This is a genomic window from Streptomyces sp. NPDC051582 (genome assembly GCF_040681715.1).
Lineage (GTDB): Bacteria > Actinomycetota > Actinomycetes > Streptomycetales > Streptomycetaceae > Streptomyces.
The window spans coordinates 199867-216299 of record NZ_JBFAZJ010000005.1 but is presented as its reverse complement, the minus strand read 5'-3'; the positions used below and the strand labels follow the sequence as shown (position 1 = coordinate 216299).

The window sequence follows — 16433 nt, the reverse complement described above, 5'->3', positions numbered from 1 at the left end:
CCCCTTGTGGGCCGGGGCGTTGGGGGCGGTGGCCGGCTCCGGGCGGTCAGACCGCCGCGTGGCGGGTCAGGAAAGCGGCCACGCGGGGACTGCGCTGGTGCGGGACCAGGGCGCGGGCCGTGCCCGAGAGCATGGACTGGATCCGGGTGGACTGGACCTCGGTGAGCAGGTCCAGGACCCGGCCGCCCGCCCAGGCCGCCTCGTCGGGGGCGCCCGCGCGCGCCAGGTCGTCGGCCAGCTCGGCCGTGTAGAGGGCGACGTTGCGGGCGAAGTGCGGATCCTGGAGGTCGGCCGCGCGGCGGGCGTGCCGGGCCGCTCGGGCGTGCTCCCCGAGGGCCGCCCAGCACCGAGATTCCAGGGACTCCAGTTCGGCTTCGCCGAAGAAGGACATCCACTCCGGGTCGGCGGCCGCCGTGCCCCGCGAGAACTCCGTGTGCGCCCGGGTCAGCGCCTCCTCGCAGGCCTTGCGGTCGGCCAGCCCCGCCCAGCCGCCCGCCTCGCGCAGGGCGAGCAGCGACAGCAGCCGCGGGGAACCGAGGGAGCGGGCGGCGCGACGGCCCGCCTGGGCCGCCCGTACGGACTCCCGCGGCCGCCCGCAGTCCCGCGCCAGGAAGGCCATGTTGCTGAAGGCGTGTGCCTCCAGACCCGCGTCCCCGGCGACCCGGGCCGTCGCCAACGCCTCCGCGTAGTGGGAGCGGGCGTCGTCGAAGCGGCCGGAGTCGTGCGCCAGCCAGCCCACGGAGATGGCCAGTTCGCCGGCGCCCGAGTGCAGCCGGTCCTCGGTGGACTGCCGGGTGGCCCCCGCGTCCAGCAGCGCGTACGCGGTGCGCAGGGGCTCGGCGGCCTTGCGGTACAGGGCGTCGGCCCCGTGCCGGTCGTCCAGCAGCCGGATCTGGCGTACGGCCTCCTCGACGGCGGCCGCCTCGGACTCCCCGGCCCGTGAGGGCAGCCGGCGGGTGTCGCCGAGCAGGGTGAAGCCGAGCGTCGCGGCCGCCACGGTCGCGGAGCCGCCCGCCATGAACGCGCGACGCAGCACGTCGCTCTCCTTGTGGGTGAAAGGGGCGGAGCGTTGCGCGGACCGGCCGCGGACCGCCTCGCGCGGGGAGAAGCCCAGGTCGGCCAGGGTCCGGCCGGGGAACATGTGCAGGAAGACCCGCTCGTACGCGTAGTTGGGACAGCGGATCTCGCCGGACTCGACCCGCCCGATGTAGCGGGCGTCGCAGGAAACCGTTTCTCCGATCTCCTTCGCGGCCCGGCGCACCATGGCCGCGAACTCGGCCGGGGAGTTGCGGTCGCGCAGTCGCCGGAACGTCTGATTGGGTGAGTGGGGGAACGCCGCCATGGACGTGGCCTCTCTGGCAAGGGACGCACCGCCGGTTCCGCGGGATGGGGCAGGTCCCGGCGCGCATGAACGTACCGCCAGAGGCGGAGGGCTGACGCGGTGTTTGGCTACAAAAGGGATATCTCACCCGCGATCCGCCATGAACTGCCATCCTTTGCAGCGTCTTGCCACCGCACCCGTTGACGTTTTCGCGCGTTGAGCCCGAGCGGGGTGTGAGGTGACTCCCGCCCCGCTCGTACGCGGATCGAGGAGGGGTTCCCTTGGTGGAGGGCGGCATGGAGAGCACTGGAATGAACACCGCGCCCGTGTCTTCGGGCGCGACCCCCGTCCCGGCCGCGACTGCCGTGGCGGTGGCGGTCGCCCCGGTGGTCCCGGCCGCACCGGCCGCACCGGTTGCCCCGGTGGTCCCGGTGGCCGCCGTCGTCACGGCGGCCCCGCAGGCTCCGGCCGAGGCGCCCGACCTCGTGACCGTGCCCACCCGGCAGGGCCTGGAGGCCGTGGACATCATCCGCCGCGCCGCCAGCCTGGCCGGCGGGGTCGGCCCGGTGCTGCACGACGGCTCCGGCGACACCCTCGGCTTCCTCGTCCCGCCCGGCACCGCGGACGCCTGGGACATGCCGGGCAGCGCGTGCACCCAGACCAACGGACGCGGCATGCGCTTCGGCGACGTCTCGCCCACCGCCGGCGGCACCGGCTGGCTGCTCCCCCCGGAAGCCGTCGGTCCGGTCACCGACCCGGAAGTGCTGCGCGCCGCGCTCGGCGAGGCCGCCCGCCTGATCGAAGCGGCGGACAACTGTCGCTGACGACTGCCGCCGACCGGCGACAATGGGGTGGTGGCAGGCAAGGGCAAAGGCAGCGGCGGCGGCAGGCAGCGCGGACGCGGGAGCGGGAGCGCGGGCGCGGGCTCCGAGGCGGTCGTCGGGCAGGTGGACGGCGGCACCGCCGAGCTGGCTCCCGACCGGGAGCGCGCGCGGGCCTGGACGCTGCTCATCGACGGAGCCCCGCAGTCGCATGTGGACCTGGGCGATCCGGGATACCTGGACTTCGCGTACCAGCGGCGGATCGGCCACCTCATCGACCTCGTCGCGCCCGCCCGGCAGCCCCTGAACGTGGTGCACCTGGGCGGCGGCGCCTTCACCCTCGCGCGCTACACGGCCGCCGCCCGGCCCCGCTCGACCCAGCAGGTCGTGGAGATCGACGCCGCGCTGGTGGCCTTCGTACGGGAACACCTGCCGCTGGACCCGCAGGCGCGGGTCCGGGTCCGGGCGGTGGACGCGCGGGCGGGCCTGGCCAAGGTGCCGGACGGCTGGGCCGACCTGGTGATCGCGGACGTGTTCAGCGGCGCGCGCACCCCGGCGCACCTGACGAGCGCCGAGTTCCTGGACGGCGTACGGCGGGCCCTGGCGCCCGGCGGCTGGTACGTGGCCAACCTCGCGGACGGGCCGCCGCTCGCGCACCTGAAGGGCCAGATCGCGACGGCCGCCTCGCGCTTCGAGCATCTGGCGCTGGCCGCCGATCCCGTGGTGTGGCGGGGGAAACGGTTCGGCAACGCGGTGCTGGTGGCCGCCGACCGGGAGCTGCCGGTCGCCGAGTTCACCCGCCGGGTCGCGAGCGATCCGCATCCCGGCCGGGTCGAGCACGGCCGGGCCCTCGCCGACTTCGCGGGCGGGGCGGCCCCGGTCGCGGACGCCTCGGCGGTGGCCTCGCCGGAGCCCCCGCCGTCGGTCTTCCACTGAGGACCGCGGTCCCTCGCGACACGCCCTCGTACGGATGACCTTGCGCTCCGATCACCCCGCGCGCGGGTATGTCTGCGAGTCGAGCGTCCCGCCGGGGCGCGCGGGCATCCGCAATGCAGGGAGACAGACATGGCTCAGGGCACCGTCAAGTGGTTCAACGCCGAGAAGGGCTTCGGGTTCATCGCCCCCGAGGACGGCACCGCGGACGTCTTCGCGCACTACAGCGAGATCCAGGGGGCCGGCTTCAAGGAGCTCCAGGAGAACCAGAAGGTCGAGTACGACGTCAGCCAGGGCGCGAAGGGTCCCCAGGCGTCGAACATCACCGTCATGCGCTGACGGTCCGGGCGAAGGCGCCCAGGCCGTGTCTTCCGGATCAGGGTGCCCGCTCTGATCCGGAAGACACGGCCTAGCCCTCGTACGTCTCCACCATCGGCGGGTGGCCGTTCCAGGTGCAGAAGACCGACATCTCCCGGCCCGCCTTCGTGAAGGTGACCCGGATCCAGTACGGCTGCTTCCACACCTGCATCTGCCAGCCGGCGTCCGGCGTGGCCGAGACCAGCTCGGCCGAGGACGTGCCGAGGTCGAAGACCACCCGGCCACCCGTGACCGGGTAGGCCTTCACCTTGCCCGGATCCCCGCCGCCGCCCTGCTGCCCGTCCGGGCCCGGGCTCGGCGGGGCCGCTTTCTGCGGGGGTTTGGCGGCGGAGGCGGCGGGCGAGGGCGAAGCCGAGGGGGAGGCCGCGGACGGGGACGGGGCGTCCGTGGCCGGTTCGGGCGAGGGAGCCGCCGCGCGGTGCGTCGAGGAGGACAGCGGCTGCGTGGTCAGCGGCACGGCGAGCGGCGGATCGTAGGCCGTTCCGGACATGACCGTGTGCACGCCCCACCAGGACAGCGTCACCGCCGCCCCGGTCGCCAGCGTCCAGGCGAGTGCGTGAACAAGTCCTCGGTGCATCAGGGCACATACTGCACCACCCGCCCCGGAGATGGTCCGACACCCCGCGGGGTCGCCCGAATGGACTACGGTGCGGGCCATGGCAAGTGTGCTCGTGGTCGAGGACGACCAGTTCGTACGTTCGGCGCTGATCCGGCACCTGACCGAGGCCTCGCACACCGTGCGCAGCGTCGGCACGGCCCTGGAGGCACTGCGCGAGGTCGCCCACCACCGGTTCGACGTGGTCATCCTCGACCTCGGACTGCCCGACCTCGACGGGTCGGAGGCGCTGAAGATGCTGCGCGGCATCACCGACGTACCGGTGATCATCGCCACCGCGCGCGACGACGAGGCGGAGATCGTCCGGCTCCTCAACGACGGCGCCGACGACTACCTGACCAAACCGTTCTCCGTGGAACACCTCTCCGCCCGGATGTCCGCCGTCCTGCGCCGCGCCCGCGCGGCCGCCGGGGCCGAGCCGCCCTCGCGCGTGCTGCGGGTGGGCGGGCTGGCCATCGATCCGCTGCGGCGGCAGGCCGAGCTGGACGGGGCCGTACTGGACCTCACGCGGCGCGAGTTCGACCTGCTGGCCTTCCTCGCCGGGCGGCCCGGGGTGGTCGTGGCCCGGCGCGAGCTGCTCGCCGAGGTCTGGCAGCAGTCGTACGGGGACGACCAGACGATCGACGTGCACCTGTCCTGGCTGCGCCGCAAACTGGGCGAAACGGCCGCGCGGCCGCGCTACCTGCACACCCTGCGGGGGGTCGGCGTCAAGCTGGAGCCGCCCCGGTGAGATGGGCGCTGGTCAAGGTGTGCCTCGCGGTCACGGCCATGGTGGTCGTGGCCTTCGCCGTACCGCTCGGGCTCGTCGTCCAGGAGATGGCCAGCGACCGGGCCTTCTCCAACGCCGAGCGGCAGGCGGCCACCATCGGGCCGACCCTCTCCATCACCACCGACCCCGGGCAGCTGAGCAAGGCCGTGGAGTCCACGCAGATGGGCGCGGCCCAGCGGATGGCGGTCCACGTGCCCCCGGTCGGCGCCAGCGCCCCGGTGGAGATCGGCAGAACGCGGGCCGGGGCGCACGCCGTGGAGGAGACCCGGCGGATGGGGCGGGCGATGACGGTCCGGCTGGCCGGGGGCGGCTCGGCGCTGCTCCAGCCGACCGCCCTGGGCTCGGGGGACATCGCGGTCGTGGAGGTCTTCGTGCCCGAGAGCGAGGTCAGCAACGGCGTCGCGACGGCCTGGGTGGTCCTCGCGGGCGTCGGCCTGGCGCTGATCGTGGGCTCGGTGGCGGTCGCCGACCGGCTCGGCGCCCGTCTGGTGCGCCCGGCGGAGCGGCTCGCGGACGCCGCGCACCAGCTGGGGGAGGGCCGGCTGGGCGCGCGGGTTCCGGAGGACGGGCCGAAGGAACTCCGCTCGGCGGCCGTCGCGTTCAACTCGATGGCGGACCAGGTGGTGGAACTCCTCGCCAACGAGCGGGAGCTGGCCGCCGATCTCTCGCACCGGCTGCGGACGCCGCTGACGGTGCTGCGGCTCAACACGGCCTCGCTCGGCGACGGGCCGGCCGCGGAGCAGACCCGGGCGGCGGTGGAGCAGCTGGAGCGGGAGGTCGACACGATCATCCGTACGGCCCGTGAGCAGCGCGTACCGGCGTCCGGAGCGGCCGGCGGCGGGGGCGGGGCGGGCTGCGACGCCTCGGAGGTGATCCGCGACCGGATGGCCTTCTGGTCGGCGCTGGCGGAGGACGAGGGCCGCGAGGTGCGGCTCGCGGGCGTGGACCGTACGGTACGGATCCCGGTCGCCCGGCCGGAGCTGGCGGCCGCCCTCGACGCCCTGCTCGGCAACGTGTTCCGGCACACCCCGGAGGGCACGCCGTTCGCGGTGGACGTCCATGACGCGGGGGACGCGGTCATCGTGCTCGTCTCGGACGCGGGCTCCGGGATCGCCGATCCGGACGCCGCGCTGCGGCGCGGCAACGACGGCGGGCGGGACGGCTCGACGGGGCTCGGGCTGGACATCGTGCGCCGGGTCGCGGAATCGACGGGCGGCGACGTGCGGATCGGGCGCTCGATGCTCGGGGGCACCGAGGTCAGGGTGTGGATCGCCCTGGACGACCGGGCGCGGGGCGGGGCGGGCGGCGTACGGACGCGCCGGGTGAGCCGGCGCAAGCGGCGCGGCTGACGCGTACCGTACGGGGTTGTCGGTCGTTGGTCGTTCCTTCTCGCTCCTTCGTCCTCGCTCCTCCCTTCCCCCAACGGAATGGAACCGGTCATGCGTTACGCAGTCCTCGGCACCGGCATCGTCGGCCGTACGGTGGCCGACCGCCTCGTCTCCCTCGGGCACGACGTGGTCATCGGCACCCGGGATCCCGAGGCCACCCTGGCCCGTACCGAGTACGCCGAATGGCAGGAGGCCCACCCGCGGGTCGGCCTCGCCCCCTTCCCCGATGCCGCCCGGCACGGCGACGTCCTGGTCAACGCCACGGGCGGGCAGGTCAGCGTCGCCGCCCTGACGGAGGCGGACGCCGCGCACCTGGACGGCAAGGTGCTGATCGACATCGCCAACCCGCTGGACTTCTCGCGGGGGTTCCCGCCCACCCTCGACCCGGTGGACGACGACAGCCTGGGCGAACTGCTCCAGCGGACGTTCCCGGGGCTGCGGGTGGTCAAGACGCTGAACACGATGAACTGCCGGGTCATGGTCGATCCGGCGCGGGTGCCGGGCGAGCACACCGTCTTCCTTTCGGGCGAGGACGCCGACGCCAAGAAGTCCGTACGCGAACTGCTGTACTCCTTCGGCTGGCCGGAGGCGAGCGTGCTCGACCTCGGAGGCATCGAGTCGGCCCGCGGTACGGAGATGCTCCTGCCCATCTGGCTCCGGCTGATGGGGACGCTCGGGCACGCGGACTTCAACTTCCACATCCAGGGCGCCACGGCGGACGACTGAGGCCCTCGCCGGGCGCGGCCGCCGGGCGCGGCCGCCGGGAGCCGCCGCCGGGGTCGGCCGTCGGGGTCGGCCGTCGGAGTTCAGGCGCCGGAGTTCAGGCGCCGGGCCTGGGCGCGGCCGACCTCGGCGGCGCGGTGCAGGTAGTCGGCGATGACGGCGAGTTCGGAGTCGGAATAGCTCTCCAGGACGGCGCCGAAGGCCCGGCCGGGGGTGTCCCAGGCCTCGCCGATCCGCCGGCGGGCCTCGGGGGCCAGGGCGACGAGGGAGCGGCGCCGGTCGTGGGGGTCGGCGAGCCGCTCGGCGATGCCGGCCTTGACCAGGCGGTCGACGAGGCGGGTGGCTGAGCCGGAGGTCAGGCCGGTGAGGCGGGCGATGTCACCGGTGCTGACGGGGCCGGGCTCCATGTCGAGGAGCCCGACGCACTGCATGTCGGTGGGGTGCAGGCCGACGTGGTCGGCCATCGCCTGGTTGAAGAGCGAGTAGTCGGCGTAGTGGCGCTGGCTTTCGGTGACGATGCGCGCGAGCAGCTCGGCGCGGCTCCACTCATCCCTGGCGGGGTCACTCGAACGAGGGGAATCGGTTGACATCGGCTTCTCCATGCCTGAAATTTATCTGTGTGGCGCAGAATATTTGTGATGCAGAATCTGTGCCGCGTACTCATCCTAGCGTGAACAGCGTCCACACGAACAGGAAGCAGGACCCGCCATGTCGATCCTCGTCACCGGTGCCCGCGGCTCCGTCGCCCGCGGCCTCGTCTCCCTCCTCGCCGCCCGCGGCCTGCCCCATCGCCTCGCCTCCCGCGAGCCGGACACACCCGATACCGTCCGCTGCGATCTCAGCGATCCCGCGACCTTCGCCGGCGCCCTGGCCGGAGTCCGGTCCGTCTTCCTCTACGCCGAAGCCTCCGCCGCCGACGCCTTCGTCAAGGAGGCCGTCACCGCCGGAGTGGAGCACGTCGTGCTCCTGTCCTCCTCCTCGGTACTCGCCCCGGGCGCCGCCGACGACCCGCTGGCCGCCTCCCACCTCGCCGTCGAGGAGGCCCTGCTGGCCTCCCCGCTGCGCACCACCCTGCTGCGCCCCGGCTCCTTCGCGGGCAATGCCCTCGGCTGGGCCTGGTCGCTCAAGTCGGGCCGCCCGGTCCACCTGCCCTACCCGGGCTCCCACTGCGACCCGGTCCATGAGGCCGACCTCGCCGAGGCGGCGTTCGCCGTCCTCACCGACCCGGCCCTCGGCGGCCGCGCGTACCACCTGACGGGTCCGCACTCGCTGACGTTCGAGACCCAACTCGCGATACTGGGCCAGGTCCTGGGATCCCCCGTACCGTTCGAGGCCGTCACCGCCGAGCAGTGGAAGGCCGAGGTCGGGGAGTACATACCCGGTGCCTACGCCGATGCGCTCCTCGAATACTGGGCCGCCCGCGACGGGCTCCCGGCCGAGATCACCGACGCCGTCGAGCACCTCACCGGCCATCCGGCCCGCTCCTTCGAGACCTGGGCCCAGGACCACGCGGAGGCGTTTCGCCCTCAGGGTGCCTAGGTGCCCAGGTGCCTAGGTGCCCGGGGGCCGGAATGCGGAAGATCGGTAAAACGCGGAGTCCGGAGGCGGCCGTGGCCGGGCGCCGCCGCGAGTGGCTCCCCGGCAGCCGTGGAGCCGGCGGCAACGCAAAGGGCCCCGGCCGCTTTCGCGTACCGGGGCCCTCTCGCAGGGTGAGTGACGGGACTTGAACCCGCGGCCACCTGGACCACAACCAGGTGCTCTACCAACTGAGCTACACCCACCATGTCCGGTCGGAAAACCGACCGGCCGAAGAAAAGGGTACAGGGTCCGGGAGGGTGCTCGCTCCCCCCTTTTCCCCGTCCCGTCTCCGGAGGCTCCCGCCGGGTCCTATTCGGCGGACGGGGTGTGCTTGGCGGCGATCGCCCGGGCGGTGTCCGAGTCGGGCCCGGGCTGCGGGACGAAGACCGCCTCCCGGTAGTACCGGAGCTCGGCGATCGATTCCCTGATGTCCGCGAGCGCGCGGTGGTTGCCGTTCTTCGGCGGGCTGTTGAAATACGCCCGGGGGTACCAGCGGCGCGCCAGCTCCTTGACCGAGGACACGTCCACGATCCGGTAGTGGAGGTGGCTCTCCAGCGCGGGCATGTCGCGCAGCAGGAATCCGCGGTCGGTGCCGACCGAGTTCCCGCAGAGCGGCGCCTTGCGGGGCTCCTTCACGTGTTCCCGTACGTACGCCAGGACCTGCGCCTCCGCGTCCGCGAGGGTGATCCCGCCGGCCAGCTCGTCGAGCAGTCCGGAGGCGGTGTGCATCTCGCGCACCACGTCGGGCATGGTCTCCAGGGCCGCGTCCGGCGGGCGGATCACGAGGTCCACGCCTTCGCCGAGCACGTTGAGCTCCGAGTCGGTGACCAGTGCGGCCACCTCGATAAGTGCGTCGTCCGTCAACGAGAGCCCGGTCATCTCGCAGTCGATCCACACCATGCGATCGTTCATGCGGCCCAGCTTATGCGGATTACGCGGAAGGTCCCCCGCTTCGGTGGCGACCGATGCGGGGGACCTTCCTCAGGCAGTGCCCGTTGCGGGGCTACGCGTGCTCGCGCAGGACCCGGTTGGGGGCGTACAGCTCCGTCACCGTCGGGCCGGCCGCGGCCAGGGCCGCCGCCGCCCGCTGGGGCTGCGGGGTGCGCTGGTGCGGCACGGGGCCGCCCGGCATCTCGGTGACCTGCGACACGTCGGCCTGCGGCCGGCGCGCCCGGTAGGCCGAGCGGTAGGCGGCCGGGGAGGACCCCAGCTGGCGCCGGAAGTGCCCGCGCAGGGCGACCGGCGAGCGGAACCCGCAGCGTCCGGCGACCTCGTCGACCGAGTAGTCGGAGGTCTCCAGCAGCCGCTGGGCCTGGAGCACCCGCTGGGTGATCAGCCACTGCAGCGGCGCGCTGCCGGTCAGCGAGCGGAACCGCCGGTCGAACGTGCGCCGGCTCATGTACGCGCGGGCCGCGAGCGTCTCCACGTCGAACTGCTCGTGGAGGTGCTCCAGGGCCCAGGCGACGACCTCGGCCAGCGGGTCGGCGCCGATCTCCTCCGGCAGCGACCGGTCGAGATAGCGCTCCTGGCCGCCTGTGCGGCGCGGCGGGACGACGAGCCGGCGGGCCAGTGCCCCGGCCGCCTCGCTGCCGTGATCCGTGCGCACGATGTGCAGGCACAGGTCGATTCCGGCCGCGGTGCCCGCGGACGTGAGCACGTCGCCGTCGTCGACGAACAGCTCGCGCGGATCGACATGGACGGACGGGTACCGCTTGGCCAGCGTCGGCGCGTACATCCAGTGCGTCGTCGCGGGCCGGCCGTCCAGCAGACCGGCCGCGGCGAGCACGAAGGCCCCCGTGCACAGTCCGACGATCCGGGCGCCCTCCTCGTGCGCCAGACGCAGTGCGTCGAGCGCCTCCGGAGGCGGCGGTGAAGTGATCGAGCGCCAGGCCGGAACGACGACCGTGCCTGCCCGGGCGATCGCCTCCAACCCGTACGGCGCGGTGAGTTCGAGTCCGCCGGTGGTCCGCAGCGGACCGTCCTCACCGGCGCAAACGAGCAGTCGATAGCGTGGAACTCCCGCGTCCTGCCGGTCGATGCCGAACACGGAAAGTGGAATGGAGCTCTCGAAGATCGGGCCGCCGCTGAACAGCAGCACCGCGACGATCTCCCTGCGGCGACGCCCCGCGAGCTTCCTGCCGGCGTCCGCGACGACGGCGGTGGAATCCTGGCTCATGGCTAAGCCCCCCTTGGGTGTCGCGACTCCTTGGTCTGGTCGCACCTGCACGTTTCCCCTCGGCCTTGCACGTGGATCCCCCGCCGTAAATACATGATCGAATCTACTGCGTCCCGTGGTGTCGGCGTGACAAGTTCAGCACGCAGCGCTATGTCGACTTGGCAACTTGGCGAAAAGCATTCGATCAGGAAGCCTTCCACTCCGCTACCGGAGTGGGAAGCTCGCCCTCCGGCCATGGCCAGTACCCGTAGGGTCTCGGAGCCCCCTCGGCGCCGTCGTCGCTGGTGGTAGGGGGGTTGAGGGGGCATTCCGGCAAGACCGCCATTGTTCCGGGAAGTTGGCTGAAAACATGCGGGTGTGGGTGTGCGAATCAGTCAGTCCTCTGGGGAGATCCCACCGGACGTGTGGCAGCCGCGGCCCCCGGACCCGCTCCCGGCACGCGAATGCCGGCGGCGCCGGCCCGGTGGCAGCCGGTCCTCGGCGAGGACCAGGGCGGCCCGCTCCGCCTTCTCCGAGTAGCGCAGCATGGCCCGGCACACCGCCGTGACCGCGACCAGCCCGAGCGTGGCGACTGCGGCCCCGCCGAAGGAGGTCCCGTACACCACGAGCACCACGGGCACGAGCAGGCAGCTGAAGGCGGCCCAGCGCACCACGTCACCCGCGGGGTCGTCATGCGGGCGTCTCGCCGAGTGCACGGACGGGTGAACGGGAGCGGGCGTGAAATGCGGTGTCGTGTCGGTCTGCCGGGCGGACCGGGCGGACCGGGTCGGCGGAGCGGGCTGGACGGGGTGAACCGGATGGCCGGGCACGGCGTGCTCCCTGCGGGCTCTTCCTGGGCGGTCGGACGCCTGTCCAACGGCGCGCGACGCGGCTCGGTCACTGCGCGCACGGGTGGCGCACGAGTGGCTGGTGCGGCAACTCGTCACTGGCTGTAGGGGGCAGCGGCCATTGCCAAGGAGCCCCGTCTCCGGCATGCTCCCTGGGACGCTCTCCAAGGGCGGCAAGCCCTGTGCAGGACAGGAGTGTCGCCGTACCCTGGTGGGTAAGGGCTTGGGAAGATGCTTCCCGGACAGAGCTCCGTCACCCAGAGTCGTCATTTTTTCAATCGTCGCTTCCGCCCATTCGCCGCCCCGTCGCCTTGTCCCTTCCCCCGAGGACCTCTTCGCCGAGACACCCATGGCCGGTCACGAATTCCCCGAACCCGCGGACCGCAAGCGCAAACCCCTCGCCGACCACGCGTCGAGCGACCTGCGCGCGGCGGAACAGACACGTCATCCCTGCGACCCGGCCTTCCGGCACGGGGTCGTGGTGGGCTTCGACGGCTCCACGTCCAGTGAGCGCGCCCTGGCGTACGCGATCGGCATGGCCCGCCGCTCCGGCTCCGGCCTGATCATCGTGCATGTGGCCAACCGGCTGCCCACCACCGTGTGGGCCGGATGCGAGCCGCCCGTCTTCGTGGACGTACCGGACCACCGCACCGAGGTGCTGGGACTGGAGCTCGCCTGCGCGGACTACCTCGCCGAGGTGCCGTGGATCCTGGTGGAGCGGGGCGGGGACATCTGCCACGAGCTGGAGGAGGTCGGCCGGGAGTACTCGGCGGACGCCATCGTGGTCGGCTCCACGCACGGGATCGTGGGCCGGATCTTCGGGTCCGTGGCGGGTCGGCTGGCCAAGCGCGCACAGCGACCGGTTGTTGTCATTCCGTAACCCGCTGTACGTCGCTCGTGCGGTTGTGAACCCCCATGTAAAGGGTAGATAAATGCTGCTGGGACGCAGCAAACAACTGCAGATCGAAGGGAGCCCGCCGTGGACAATGGTGTCTCTGCGGGAAGCACGGCCTCGACTTCGACCCTCGGGCACATAGCCCTGGGTCTCACCCTTCTCGCATTCGGTATCGGCCACACCGCGATCGTCAGCGGAGTGTCCGTCGCCAACTCCGTGTCACTCGCGACCTACGTCGGCGGTCTCGCCCTGTTCGTCCTCGGAGTCCTCGAATTCCGCGGCGGAAACGGCTTCAACGGCACGGCGTTCGCGGGCCTCGGCGCCTTCTGGTTCACCTGGGCCTCGGGGGCGGACGGAAAGGTTTCGGCACACGCGGCCGGACTGTTCCTGGTCCTCTTCGCCCTACTCGCGCTGACCCTCACCATGAGCGCCGCGAGCGGACTGTTCGGCCAGGGCGCGTACGCCCTGCTCACCCTCTCCCTGCTGCTCCTCGCGGTCGGCGCCTTCGCCGACAGCGGCGGGCTCGCCAAGGTCGCCGGCTGGGTGGCCGCGCTCTCCGGGCTGATGTTCTGGTACGGCGCCACCGCGGCGCTGGCCCACTGGCCCACCGCACTGGGCAAGTCCTCCGGTCGCGGCGCGGTCGCCGCGAGCTGAGGACCGTACGGCGGCGGACGCGGGGAAGCGGACGCAGGGAAGCGGACGTACGGCAGCGGACGTACGGGAACGGCCCCCGGGGATTCCCCGGGGGCCGTTCCGCGTGACCGGTGGGCAGGTGCGACTACTCGACCGTGACGGACTTCGCCAGGTTGCGCGGCTTGTCGATGTCCCGGCCCAGGGCCAGGGCCGTGTGGTACGCCAGCAGCTGGAGCGGGATGCCCATCAGGATCGGGTCCAGCTCGTCCTCGTTCTTGGGCACGAGGATCGTGTGGTCGGCCTTCTCCTGCTCGCGGTGGGCGACCGCGAGGATCCGGCCGCTGCGGGCCTTGATCTCCTCCAGCGCCGCGCGGTTCTTCTCCAGCAGGTCGTCGTCCGGGACGATCGCGACCGTCGGCATCGCCGGCTCGATGAGCGCGAGCGGGCCGTGCTTGAGCTCGGAGGCCGGGTAGGCCTCGGCGTGGATGTAGGAGATCTCCTTGAGCTTGAGGGAGGCCTCCAGGGCCACCGGGTAGCCGCGGACCCGGCCGATGAACATCATCGACTTGGCCTCGGCGTACTCGGCCGCCAGCTTCTTGATGTCCTCTTCGCCTTCGAGGATCTCCTGGATCTGCGCGGGCAGCTTGCGCAGGCCCTCGATGATCCGCTTGCCGTCCGTGACCGACAGGTCCCGGATCCGGCCCAGGTGCACCGCGAGCAGCGCGAAGGCCACGACCGTGTTGGTGAAGCACTTGGTGGAGACGACGCAGACCTCGGGGCCGGCGTGCACGTACACGCCGCCGTCGGCCTCGCGGGCGATCGCGGAGCCCACCACGTTGACGACGCCGAGGACGCGGGCGCCCTTGCGCTTGAGCTCCTGCACCGCGGCCAGCACGTCGTACGTCTCACCGGACTGGGAGACCGCGATGTAGAGGGTGTCGGGGTCCACGACCGGGTTGCGGTAGCGGAACTCCGAGGCCGGCTCGGCGTCCGCGGGGATGCGGGCCATGCTCTCGATGAGGCCGGCGCCGATCATGCCCGCGTGGTACGAGGTGCCGCAGCCCAGGATCTTGACCCGGCGGATGCCGCGCGCTTCGCGCGGGTCCAGGTTCAGGCCGCCCAGGTGCACGGTGTTGAAGCGGTCGTCGATCCGGCCGCGCAGCACGCGGTCGACCGCGTCGGGCTGCTCGGAGATCTCCTTGTGCATGTACGTGTCGTGGCCGCCCATGTCGTAGGAGGCGGCCTCCCACTCCACGGTCTCCGGGGTGGCGGTGGTCTTCGTACCGCTGGTCGTGTAGGTGCGGAAGTCGTCGGCCTTGAGGGTGGCCATCTCGCCGTCGTTGAGGGTCACGACCTGGCGGGTGTGGGCGATCAGCGCGGCGACGTCGGAGGCGACGAGCATCTCCTTCTCGCCGATGCCGAGGATGACGGGCGAGCCGTTGCGGGCCACGACGATGCGGTCGGCGAAGTCGGAGTGCATGACGGCGATGCCGTACGTGCCCTCGATCGCCTTGACGGCCTCGCGGACCTTCTCCTCCAGGGTGTCGGCCTGGGAGCGGGCGACGAGGTGGACGATGACCTCGGTGTCGGTCTCCGAGACGAAGACGACGCCCTCGGCCTCCAGCTTGGCGCGGAGCTCGCCGGCGTTGTCGACGATGCCGTTGTGGACGACCGCGACCTTGTTCTCGGGGTCCAGGTGCGGGTGCGAGTTGATGTCGCTCGGCGCGCCGTGGGTGGCCCAGCGGGTGTGGGCGATGCCGGTGGTGCCCGCGAAGCGCTTGGGCACGCGGGATTCCAGCTCGCGGACCCGGCCCTTGGCCTTGACCACCTTGAGCGCGGGGGACTTCGGGCTGTTGACGACGATGCCCGCGGAGTCGTATCCGCGGTACTCAAGTCGCTGCAGGCCTTCCACCAGCAGCGGTGCCACGTCACGCTTGCCGATGTAACCCACGATTCCGCACATAAAGTCTTGCCCCTCCTGAAGTTCGGTTGCCCTTGCCGCTGGCGTCGCCGCGCCCGGCCTCGGCCGGACCTGTCGCTCAGCCGTAGACGATGCGGCGCAGCTGCCGGAGCGAGAGCTCCGGCGGCGCCACGGCGCGGTGCGGCAGCTCGGCCGCGATCCGTTCGAAGATCTCCGCGTTGACCGCCCCGCCGGACTGGAGCTCACGGTGGCGGCGGCGCACGAATTCCTCGGTCGTCTCGTCGAAGTACGCGAGTACGTCGAGCACCACCCGGGCGGCCTCGCCGCGCTGCAGCGCGGTGCTGCGCACCAGGTGGTCGACGAGATCGTCATGAGACGGGCGGCGGTCGAGCACCCGTAGATACTGACTGGCCGCGGCCGGGAACGCAAAGATCCTGCCCGCAATCGGGCAGGATCCCTCTGGTCCAGACCAGCGGAAGGCGTAAATCCGGTCAGCGAAAGCCGACGACAAGGGTTAGAAACGGCGCAGAACGGCCTGCTTGGCCGCGGCGAACTCCTCGGCCGTGAGGATGCCGCCCTGGTGCAGATCGCCGAGCTCGCGCAGCCGGCGCAGCAGCGCGTCGTGGTCCTCCGGGGCCGTCGGCTCCGGGGCCGAGGCCGCCAGCTCCGGCACCGGGGCCTTGGACAGGGCCGGGGCGGGCTCGGCGGACACCGCGACGCCCCGGGGGTGGGGCATCCGTACCGCCACGGCCGCCGCGACCAACGCCATCAGCGGGTCCTTCTTGAAGCCGAACAGCTCCACCGTGTGCGGGTCGTACTTGGGCGCGGGAGCCGCCGGGGCGCCCGCCAGGGTGAACCGGATCCACCCGTTCTCCAGGCCCTTCGAGGGGGACCACTCCACGGCCCGCAGGTCCGCGACCCGGAACTCGCGCGGCCCGCCGGAGCTCTTGGCCTCCTCCGTCGTCCAGTTCCAGTCCAGCGCCACCCGGTCCCCGTCGAAGGCCACCGTCCCGTCCCCGGCGGCCACCGAGATCGGCACCGCCGGACCCGGCAGCAGGTAGACGTCCGCCGGGCCGGGGTCCACCTGGTCGAGCAGCAGCGCGTTGCGGACCTCGTCCACGAAGTACTCCGCCACCCCGGTCCGGTCCGCGTCCACCGTCAGCCGGTACGGATCGGAGGACTCCGGCAGCCGCCCGCCCGTCACCTGGAGCAGCGGGTCGGCGCCGTCACGCAGCCGCAGCCTCAACCGGCCCGCCTTGCGGCCCGGTTCGTGGCTGATCCCGGCGAGCGCGCGCAGCGGGACGACCACCTCGCCCAGCGTCTGGCGCAGCAGCCCCACCCCCTTGTCGCGGCCGGGCACGATCCGCACCGCGTCCCCGTCGAAGGTCCATGTGCCGTCCTTCTGGATGATTTCCGCCATCCGTCGATTCTCGCACCGGCCCCGGCACGCCAGT

At 72.4% G+C, this 16433-nt stretch carries 18 protein-coding genes and 1 tRNA gene; 9 read left to right on the top strand and 10 right to left on the bottom strand.

Features of this window, described 5'->3' with window-relative positions; all coding sequences use genetic code 11:
• Window positions 1-46 precede the first annotated feature (46 nt).
• The gene (locus AB0M92_RS09950; protein WP_366101591.1) at window positions 47-1342 is read right to left on the bottom strand and encodes a tetratricopeptide repeat protein; all 1296 of its coding nucleotides are present in this window, start codon (window positions 1340-1342) and stop codon (window positions 47-49) included.
• Between the two features lie 275 nt (window positions 1343-1617).
• Here AB0M92_RS09950 and AB0M92_RS09945 point away from each other — a divergent pair, with 275 nt between their 5' ends.
• The 3 genes from AB0M92_RS09945 to AB0M92_RS09935 all read left to right on the top strand — a co-directional run bounded on the left by AB0M92_RS09945 (window position 1618) and on the right by AB0M92_RS09935 (window position 3414).
• Complete coding sequence (locus tag AB0M92_RS09945; protein ID WP_366101590.1) at window positions 1618-2145, top strand: hypothetical protein; 528 nt, start codon at window positions 1618-1620, stop codon at window positions 2143-2145.
• Window positions 2146-2268: 123 nt separating this feature from the next.
• Window positions 2269-3078: a fused MFS/spermidine synthase gene (locus AB0M92_RS09940; protein WP_366101658.1), complete on the top strand. Its 810-nt coding sequence runs from the start codon at window positions 2269-2271 to the stop codon at window positions 3076-3078.
• Between the two features lie 129 nt (window positions 3079-3207).
• A complete protein-coding gene (locus AB0M92_RS09935) occupies window positions 3208-3414 on the top strand; it encodes a cold-shock protein (protein ID WP_366101589.1) in 207 nt (68 codons plus the stop codon).
• Between the two features lie 70 nt (window positions 3415-3484).
• Here the strand turns inward: AB0M92_RS09935 and AB0M92_RS09930 are convergent, their stop codons facing one another.
• Complete coding sequence (locus AB0M92_RS09930; protein ID WP_366101588.1) at window positions 3485-4030, bottom strand: hypothetical protein; 546 nt, start codon at window positions 4028-4030, stop codon at window positions 3485-3487.
• Between the two features lie 79 nt (window positions 4031-4109).
• Between AB0M92_RS09930 and AB0M92_RS09925 the strand changes: the two genes are divergently transcribed.
• The 3 genes from AB0M92_RS09925 to AB0M92_RS09915 all read left to right on the top strand — a co-directional run bounded on the left by AB0M92_RS09925 (window position 4110) and on the right by AB0M92_RS09915 (window position 6952).
• Window positions 4110-4799, top strand: a complete 690-nt coding sequence (locus AB0M92_RS09925; RefSeq protein WP_030010722.1) for a response regulator transcription factor — start codon at window positions 4110-4112, stop codon at window positions 4797-4799.
• Complete coding sequence (locus AB0M92_RS09920) at window positions 4796-6187, top strand: HAMP domain-containing sensor histidine kinase (protein WP_366101587.1); 1392 nt, start codon at window positions 4796-4798, stop codon at window positions 6185-6187. Before AB0M92_RS09925 ends, AB0M92_RS09920 begins: the two co-directional genes overlap by 4 nt.
• Before the next feature lie 90 nt (window positions 6188-6277).
• Window positions 6278-6952 (top strand): NAD(P)-binding domain-containing protein, encoded by a 675-nt coding sequence (locus AB0M92_RS09915; protein ID WP_366101586.1) that lies wholly within the window; start codon window positions 6278-6280, stop codon window positions 6950-6952.
• An 80-nt stretch (window positions 6953-7032) separates the two neighbouring features.
• Here AB0M92_RS09915 and AB0M92_RS09910 read toward each other — a convergent pair whose 3' ends face one another.
• Window positions 7033-7539, bottom strand: coding sequence for a MarR family transcriptional regulator (locus AB0M92_RS09910; RefSeq protein WP_366101585.1), 507 nt, complete (start codon window positions 7537-7539; stop codon window positions 7033-7035).
• Between the two features lie 118 nt (window positions 7540-7657).
• On the opposite strand from AB0M92_RS09910, the gene AB0M92_RS09905 reads away from it, so the two are divergent.
• The gene (locus AB0M92_RS09905) at window positions 7658-8488 is read left to right on the top strand and encodes an NAD(P)H-binding protein (protein ID WP_366101584.1); all 831 of its coding nucleotides are present in this window, start codon (window positions 7658-7660) and stop codon (window positions 8486-8488) included.
• 169 nt (window positions 8489-8657) lie between these two features.
• Here AB0M92_RS09905 and AB0M92_RS09900 read toward each other — a convergent pair.
• The 4 genes from AB0M92_RS09900 to AB0M92_RS09885 all read right to left on the bottom strand — a co-directional run bounded on the left by AB0M92_RS09900 (window position 8658) and on the right by AB0M92_RS09885 (window position 11398).
• Window positions 8658-8730: transfer RNA gene (locus AB0M92_RS09900), tRNA-His, on the bottom strand.
• 106 nt (window positions 8731-8836) lie between these two features.
• On the bottom strand, window positions 8837-9439 hold the full coding sequence (orn, locus tag AB0M92_RS09895) for an oligoribonuclease (protein ID WP_366101583.1): 603 nt from the start codon (window positions 9437-9439) through the stop codon (window positions 8837-8839).
• Between the two features lie 91 nt (window positions 9440-9530).
• On the bottom strand, window positions 9531-10703 hold the full coding sequence (locus AB0M92_RS09890) for a helix-turn-helix domain-containing protein (RefSeq protein ID WP_366101582.1): 1173 nt from the start codon (window positions 10701-10703) through the stop codon (window positions 9531-9533).
• A 374-nt stretch (window positions 10704-11077) separates the two neighbouring features.
• Complete coding sequence (locus AB0M92_RS09885; protein ID WP_366101581.1) at window positions 11078-11398, bottom strand: hypothetical protein; 321 nt, start codon at window positions 11396-11398, stop codon at window positions 11078-11080.
• A 481-nt stretch (window positions 11399-11879) separates the two neighbouring features.
• Between AB0M92_RS09885 and AB0M92_RS09880 the strand changes: the two genes are divergently transcribed.
• Together AB0M92_RS09880 and AB0M92_RS09875 are read left to right on the top strand one after the other, a co-directional pair.
• Complete coding sequence (locus AB0M92_RS09880; protein WP_366101580.1) at window positions 11880-12410, top strand: universal stress protein; 531 nt, start codon at window positions 11880-11882, stop codon at window positions 12408-12410.
• Between the two features lie 99 nt (window positions 12411-12509).
• Complete coding sequence (locus tag AB0M92_RS09875) at window positions 12510-13079, top strand: GPR1/FUN34/YaaH family transporter (RefSeq protein ID WP_366101579.1); 570 nt, start codon at window positions 12510-12512, stop codon at window positions 13077-13079.
• Between the two features lie 124 nt (window positions 13080-13203).
• On the opposite strand, the gene glmS is transcribed toward AB0M92_RS09875, so the two are convergent.
• The 3 genes from glmS to AB0M92_RS09860 form a co-directional block, all read right to left on the bottom strand.
• Window positions 13204-15021, bottom strand: a complete 1818-nt coding sequence (gene glmS / locus AB0M92_RS09870) for a glutamine--fructose-6-phosphate transaminase (isomerizing) (RefSeq protein WP_366101578.1) — start codon at window positions 15019-15021, stop codon at window positions 13204-13206.
• Window positions 15022-15097: 76 nt separating this feature from the next.
• Entirely contained in the window at window positions 15098-15373 is a 276-nt protein-coding gene (locus AB0M92_RS09865) for a hypothetical protein (protein ID WP_030008735.1), read from the bottom strand.
• A 120-nt stretch (window positions 15374-15493) separates the two neighbouring features.
• A complete protein-coding gene (locus tag AB0M92_RS09860; protein WP_366101577.1) occupies window positions 15494-16399 on the bottom strand; it encodes a DUF4429 domain-containing protein in 906 nt (301 codons plus the stop codon).
• Window positions 16400-16433 lie beyond the last annotated feature (34 nt).

Excerpts from the sequence above, each read along its gene's own strand:
- AB0M92_RS09950 (WP_366101591.1), bottom strand. The coding sequence starts at position 1,342 with ATGGCGGCGTTCCCCCACTCACCCAATCAGACGTTCCGGCGACTGCGC.
- AB0M92_RS09945 (WP_366101590.1), top strand. The coding sequence starts at position 1,618 with ATGGAGAGCACTGGAATGAACACCGCGCCCGTGTCTTCGGGCGCGACC.
- AB0M92_RS09935 (WP_366101589.1), top strand. The coding sequence starts at position 3,208 with ATGGCTCAGGGCACCGTCAAGTGGTTCAACGCCGAGAAGGGCTTCGGG.
- AB0M92_RS09930 (WP_366101588.1), bottom strand. The coding sequence starts at position 4,030 with ATGCACCGAGGACTTGTTCACGCACTCGCCTGGACGCTGGCGACCGGG.
- AB0M92_RS09925 (WP_030010722.1), top strand. The coding sequence starts at position 4,110 with ATGGCAAGTGTGCTCGTGGTCGAGGACGACCAGTTCGTACGTTCGGCG.
- AB0M92_RS09915 (WP_366101586.1), top strand. The coding sequence starts at position 6,278 with ATGCGTTACGCAGTCCTCGGCACCGGCATCGTCGGCCGTACGGTGGCC.
- AB0M92_RS09910 (WP_366101585.1), bottom strand. The coding sequence starts at position 7,539 with ATGTCAACCGATTCCCCTCGTTCGAGTGACCCCGCCAGGGATGAGTGG.
- AB0M92_RS09905 (WP_366101584.1), top strand. The coding sequence starts at position 7,658 with ATGTCGATCCTCGTCACCGGTGCCCGCGGCTCCGTCGCCCGCGGCCTC.
- orn (WP_366101583.1), bottom strand. The coding sequence starts at position 9,439 with ATGAACGATCGCATGGTGTGGATCGACTGCGAGATGACCGGGCTCTCG.
- AB0M92_RS09890 (WP_366101582.1), bottom strand. The coding sequence starts at position 10,703 with ATGAGCCAGGATTCCACCGCCGTCGTCGCGGACGCCGGCAGGAAGCTC.
- AB0M92_RS09880 (WP_366101580.1), top strand. The coding sequence starts at position 11,880 with ATGGCCGGTCACGAATTCCCCGAACCCGCGGACCGCAAGCGCAAACCC.
- glmS (WP_366101578.1), bottom strand. The coding sequence starts at position 15,021 with ATGTGCGGAATCGTGGGTTACATCGGCAAGCGTGACGTGGCACCGCTG.
- AB0M92_RS09860 (WP_366101577.1), bottom strand. The coding sequence starts at position 16,399 with ATGGCGGAAATCATCCAGAAGGACGGCACATGGACCTTCGACGGGGAC.